The following is a 6,000-nucleotide window of genomic DNA, read 5'->3' as shown; positions in this document are numbered from 1 at the left end:
TTCAACATCAGGATTAATGAAAACCCTAAATAGTGGTGCGCCCTGGAGGATTCGAACCTCCGACCGCCTGGTTCGTAGCCAGGTACTCTATCCAGCTGAGCTAAGGGCGCAACGGTTTCGATATTAATTATGAAGTAAGGCAATTTAGCCAAACTAAATCATCAATATCAGGGTTAGTGAAAACCCTAAAAGTGGTGCGCCCTGGAGGATTCGAACCTCCGACCGCCTGGTTCGTAGCCAGGTACTCTATCCAGCTGAGCTAAGGGCGCAACGGTTTCGATATTAAGCTGTTAATTAAAGCAATAAAGCTGTTAAGACAATAAAGCCAAACTAAACGTTCAACATCAGGGTTAGTGAAAACCCTAAATAGTGGTGCGCCCTGGAGGATTCGAACCTCCGACCGCCTGGTTCGTAGCCAGGTACTCTATCCAGCTGAGCTAAGGGCGCAACGGTTTCGATATTAAGCTGTTAATTAAAGCAATAAAGCAGTTAAGACAATAAAGCAAAACTAAACGTTCAACATCAGGATTAATGAAAACCCTAAATAGTGGTGCGCCCTGGAGGATTCGAACCTCCGACCGCCTGGTTCGTAGCCAGGTACTCTATCCAGCTGAGCTAAGGGCGCAACGGTTTCGATATTAATTATGAAGTAAGGCAATTAAGCCAAACTAAATTATCAATATCAGGGTTAGTGAAAACCCTAAATAGTGGTGCGCCCTGGAGGATTCGAACCTCCGACCGCCTGGTTCGTAGCCAGGTACTCTATCCAGCTGAGCTAAGGGCGCACGGTATCTTCAAAAGAAGAAGTTGTGAAATATATCACATTCTGTTTCTACGAAACAAAAAAAAGGCCATAGGCCTGTAATGAATGGCGGTGAGGGAGGGATTCGAACCCTCGATGCGGCTACAAACCACATACTCCCTTAGCAGGGGAGCGCCTTCGGCCACTCGGCCACCTCACCTAATTCATTATTCTAATCTATCACTTCTTAACAAAGTAATATTAAGAATGGTGCGCCCTGGAGGATTCGAACCTCCGACCGCCTGGTTCGTAGCCAGGTACTCTATCCAGCTGAGCTAAGGGCGCACATTGTTACTTCTGTGTTTGCGTGCAAATTCAAACGTGCAAGAAATGGCGGTGAGGGAGGGATTCGAACCCTCGATGCGGCTATAAACCACATACTCCCTTAGCAGGGGAGCGCCTTCGGCCTCTCGGCCACCTCACCGTCTTGCGGAGGCACATATTACGTTTTACCGAAAATATGTCAAACACTTTATTGAAAAAAATAGGACAAAAACATCCAACCGTTTGCTATTTAATCAAAGCGCTTGCAAATTGAACTTATAAGATCAATTTAACGCTTTTTCCCTTAAAAATTAAGGTGAAAGATTAGCCATAATAAACAACCGAAAACAATTATCTAATTTATCCAGCAGCAAGTGCTACCGCTGTTTGCACAATACTACGGGATGCGTAATTGCGCCATAGAGTAAGCTAACAAATCTTGAGCTTTGGCAAACAAAAACAGATAAACGATCGTACTCAGCATGTTTGCATTTCACCGATTAATGAAACCGGCGCTTCGCCAGTTCAAAACAAAGCAGTTATACAACCAATGTATATCCAAACGTTCTTTTCTGTTCCTCAAGATCAAAAAAGGCTAGCAACAATGCTAGCCCTTTCTCTACGCAAAAGTATTAGTAGTTGCCAGGTGCAACGTTACCATTACCTTTTTCAGCTTGAATGCGCATGTAGATCTCTTCACGGTGAACAGATACTTCTTTAGGTGCGTTAACACCAATACGTACTTGGTTACCTTTAACGCCAAGTACAGTAACTGTTACTTCATCACCAATCATCAGTGTTTCGCCAACACGGCGAGTCAAAATTAGCATTCTTTGCTCCTTGAGTAATCTCTAAATTTATCTAGCTACGAGAGCATTATCCAACAAAAGTTATATTTTCGTAAACTATCGATTGAGTTTATTTAACCAAAATGCACTTCTTTTTTAGGATAACCCTGTGTTTCACGCGCTACGATGTATGCATTGTGTAATATGTTAGCAGCCATATCGACTTGCGTTGGTGATATCACCAAAGTTAAAGACTGCTGCTGCAATAAGTGATGTTGTACATCAATTTCGCCTTCAGACAACAATCCATGTGAACTGACCACAATATCTTGTGTTCGGCTTCCTACCACAGTTAACAAACTAACCTGTTCACTATTACGGATTTTTTCTGCAAAAACTAGTTTTAATTTAGCACTTATGTCTTGTTTAATAATGAGTGCTGCTCGTTCTGTTTCCTCGATCACACTACAGACTTCGATCCCTAACAGTTGGCAATGCGATATGAAAGATGGTAAATCTTCATTCAAACACTCAATACGCACCATATCTCTTTGAATGGCGATGCCAGCAATATCATTCAAACACTGGTGCCCCGCGATCAACGTGCCCTCACCTTCTTCAAAACTTGAAAGCACTCTCAGTGGTACATTGTGGTGCCACGCAAACTGAACACACGGCAGGTGTAATACCTTTGCGCCTCTACGAGCCATTTCTTCCATAGACGGAAAGTCCAAGGTATCTAATTTTTTCGAATGCTTCACGACTCTGGGGTCGCAAGAGTAAACACCATCAACATCAGTATAGATCTGACACTCTTTCGCTTGAAGTGCTCCAGCCAACGCAACCGCAGTGGTATCTGAACCACCTCGGCCTAATGTCGTGATATCGCCTTTTGCATTAACGCCTTGAAAGCCTGCAACAATCACAATCTGGTCGTCATCTAACAGAGCTTTAATAGGAGCGGTATCAATACGCTCAATCGTTGCATTATTATGATTCGCATCGGTGTGTATCTTAGCTTGATAACCCGTCATCGATGTCGCTTCATAACCTAACTGATGCAGTGTCATCGCCAACAAAGCCATGGAAACTTGCTCTCCAGCCGTTAACAACACATCCAATTCTCTAGCGTTTGGTACGCTATCAATTTGTGAGGCCAAGTTAACTAACCGATTTGTTTCACCTGACATAGCAGAAACGACAACCACGATCTGGTTACCTTCATTTTTCGCTTCAATGATTTTCTCTGCTACATGATGGATTCGTTCTATTGAACCCACCGACGTTCCACCAAATTTCTGCACGATAAGAGGCATTTTCACCCTTCCTCACCTTCCCAAGACCAATGTCTATATATGACAAAAAAACACACGCTCCGCGTCATGGCGAAGCAATAAAAAATTAACCAAGGAGTCTAACGTTATCATTAGACTTCTTGGTTAATCTCAATCAAACCTTATTTAGACACGCTTCCAATAGGCAAAATAAAAGATGCCCAATCAACGGATTGGGCATCTTTGTATCAGTTACTTAAGCTTAAAGACGCTCTTCGAGCCAAGTACGTACCGATTTTAAAGCTTCAGGTAGCGCTTCAACGTCTGTACCGCCCGCTTGAGCCATATCTGGACGACCGCCGCCTTTACCGCCAACTTGCTCAGCAACCATCTTAACGAGGTCACCCGCTTTCACTTTACCGATAAGATCTTTCGTTACGCCAGCAATTAAGCCAACTTTTCCGTCCGCTATATTGGCAATAAGGATGATACCGCTACCCACTTGGTTTTTAGCATTATCAACCATAGTACGTAGGTTCTTGTTGTCTGCGCCTTCAATTGCAGCAACCAGTACTTTAGTACCTGAGATATCTTCCACTTTACCCATGATGTTTGCGCCTTCAGCAGCAGCCATCTTTTCTTTAAGTAGTTGGATTTCTTTCTCTAGCGATTTTGCTTTCTTAGCCGATTCAGCCAATTTCTCTTCGTAAGCGTTATTCTGTGCATCCACTGCATCTAAAGCAGCTTCACCGGTTACCGCTTCAATACGACGAATACCCGCAGCGATACCACCTTCAGAAGTGATCTTGAATAGACCGATATCACCTGTGTTGCTCGCGTGAATACCACCACAAAGCTCAGTAGAAAAATCACCCATAGACAGAACACGAACTTCATCATCGTACTTCTCGCCAAACAGTGCCATCGCACCTTTTTCTTTCGCTGACTCGATGTCCATGATGTTCGTTTCAATCACATGGTTCTGACGAACTTGTGCGTTAACTAGACGCTCTACTTCTTTAATCTGTGCTGGTGTTACCGCTTCAAGGTTAGAGAAATCAAAACGTAGGTTGTCTGGCTTAACTAAAGAACCTTTCTGAGCAACATGCTCACCTAGCACTTCGCGCAATGCAGAGTGAAGTAAGTGAGTTGCAGAGTGGTTTAATGAGATAGCAGAACGACGCTCAGCATCAACGCGCGCTTCTACTTTATCGCCTTGAGCAAATACACCTTCAACGAGCTCGCCATGGTGTGCAAATGCGCTACCTAGCTTCTGAGTGTCTTGCACTTTGAATAGACCCGACGCAGTGCTTAGCGTACCAGCGTCACCACATTGACCGCCTGATTCAGCGTAGAATGGTGTCTCTTCAAGGATGATGATTGCTTTGTCGCCTGCCGATAGTGAAGATACTTCTTCGCCGTCAACAAATAGCGCAGAGATTTCACCAGCACCTTCAGTAGTGGTGTAACCACAGAACTCAGTGTTCGTGTCTACTTTGATAGTCGCGTTGTAATCCGTACCGAATTGACCTGCTTCACGTGCACGCTTGCGCTGTGCTTCCATCGCTTTTTCAAAGCCTTCTTCATCGATAGTAAAATCGCGTTCACGAGCTACATCGTTAGTAAGGTCAGCTGGGAAACCGTATGTGTCGTAAAGTTTGAATACTGTTTCACCATCAAGCTCTTTGCCTTCAAGTGCGTCTAGCGCATCATTCAAGATAACCATGCCACGCTCTAGAGTACGACCAAAGTTCTCTTCTTCAATGCGAAGTACTTTTTCAACAAGCTCTTGTTGTTTCTTAAGTTCTTCAGCGGCAGAGCCCATCACTTCAGCCAGTACACCCACAAGTTTGTGGAAGAACACGCCTTGTGCACCAATCTTGTTACCGTGACGAACTGCACGACGAATAATACGACGTAGAACGTAGCCACGACCTTCGTTTGAAGGCATTACGCCATCAGCGATCAGGAATGAACAAGAACGGATGTGGTCAGCAATAACGCGCAGCGATTGGTTAGATAGGTCATCATGACCAACCACTTCTGCTGTCGCTTTGATTAGCTTTTGGAATACATCAATTTCGTAGTTAGAGTGAACGCCCTGCATGATTGCAGAGATACGCTCAATACCCATACCAGTATCTACAGCTGGCTTAGGTAGCGGTTCCATAGTGCCGTCAGCGTGACGGTTGAACTGCATGAATACGTTGTTCCAGATCTCGATGAAACGGTCACCATCTTCTTCAGGTGTACCAGGACGGCCGCCCCAAATGTGCTCACCGTGATCGTAGAAGATTTCAGTACATGGACCACAAGGACCTGTGTCACCCATTGTCCAGAAGTTATCAGACTCAAACTTCTTGCCGCCTTCTTTGTCGCCGATGCGAACAATCTTGTCAGCTGGGATGCCTACTTTCTTGTTCCAGATTTCGAATGCTTCGTCATCTGTCTCGTAAACCGTTACTAACAGGCGATCTTTTGGCAGACCTAGTGTTTCAGTCAGGAATTCCCAAGCAAATCCAATCGCTTCTTCTTTGAAGTAATCGCCAAAGCTGAAGTTACCTAGCATTTCGAAGAATGTGTGGTGACGAGCCGTGAAACCTACGTTTTCAAGGTCATTGTGTTTACCACCCGCACGTACACAACGCTGAGCCGTAGTTGCTCGTGTGTAGGCACGCTTTTCGGCGCCTAAAAAGCAATCTTTGAATTGGTTCATACCTGCGTTAGTAAATAGCAGGGTTGGATCGTTATGTGGAACTAACGATGAACTGTCTACGATTTGGTGTTCTTTGCTCTCAAAGAACTTAAGGAACGCGTTGCGAACCTCGTCAGTGCTCATGTACATGCAGCTCTTCCTGAAAATAGTCGAGTT

At 44.5% G+C, this 6,000-nt stretch carries 3 protein-coding genes and 8 tRNA genes; all 11 read right to left on the bottom strand.

All coding sequences use genetic code 11. From position 1 onward, the window contains the following. Positions 1-33 precede the first annotated feature (33 nt). Positions 34-110 (bottom strand) — tRNA-Arg (locus AACW75_RS02835). 82 nt (positions 111-192) lie between these two features. Then, positions 193-269, bottom strand: a tRNA-Arg gene (locus AACW75_RS02830). 101 nt (positions 270-370) lie between these two features. Beyond that, positions 371-447 (bottom strand) — tRNA-Arg (locus AACW75_RS02825). A 101-nt stretch (positions 448-548) separates the two neighbouring features. Then, positions 549-625, bottom strand: a tRNA-Arg gene (locus AACW75_RS02820). Between the two features lie 83 nt (positions 626-708). Then, positions 709-785: transfer RNA gene (locus tag AACW75_RS02815), tRNA-Arg, on the bottom strand. Between the two features lie 84 nt (positions 786-869). After that, a tRNA-Ser gene (locus AACW75_RS02810) sits at positions 870-962 on the bottom strand. A gap of 48 nt (positions 963-1,010) precedes the next feature. Beyond that, a tRNA-Arg gene (locus AACW75_RS02805) sits at positions 1,011-1,087 on the bottom strand. A 46-nt stretch (positions 1,088-1,133) separates the two neighbouring features. Next, positions 1,134-1,226 (bottom strand) — tRNA-Ser (locus AACW75_RS02800). Positions 1,227-1,698: 472 nt separating this feature from the next. Continuing rightward, positions 1,699-1,896 carry a carbon storage regulator CsrA gene (gene csrA, locus AACW75_RS02795; RefSeq protein ID WP_009847619.1) on the bottom strand — a complete coding sequence of 66 codons (198 nt, stop codon included), beginning with the start codon at positions 1,894-1,896 and terminating at the stop codon, positions 1,699-1,701. 92 nt (positions 1,897-1,988) lie between these two features. Continuing rightward, a complete protein-coding gene (locus AACW75_RS02790) occupies positions 1,989-3,170 on the bottom strand; it encodes an aspartate kinase (protein ID WP_145570519.1) in 1,182 nt (393 codons plus the stop codon). A 220-nt stretch (positions 3,171-3,390) separates the two neighbouring features. Then, entirely contained in the window at positions 3,391-5,973 is a 2,583-nt protein-coding gene (alaS, locus tag AACW75_RS02785; RefSeq protein ID WP_135457187.1) for an alanine--tRNA ligase, read from the bottom strand. Between the last annotated feature and the right edge of the window lie 27 nt (positions 5,974-6,000).

It is taken from the genome of Vibrio sp. L3-7 (assembly GCF_963898195.1).
GTDB classification, from domain to species: Bacteria; Pseudomonadota; Gammaproteobacteria; order Enterobacterales; family Vibrionaceae; genus Vibrio; species Vibrio echinoideorum.
This window is presented reverse-complemented; position numbering and strand designations above follow the sequence as displayed.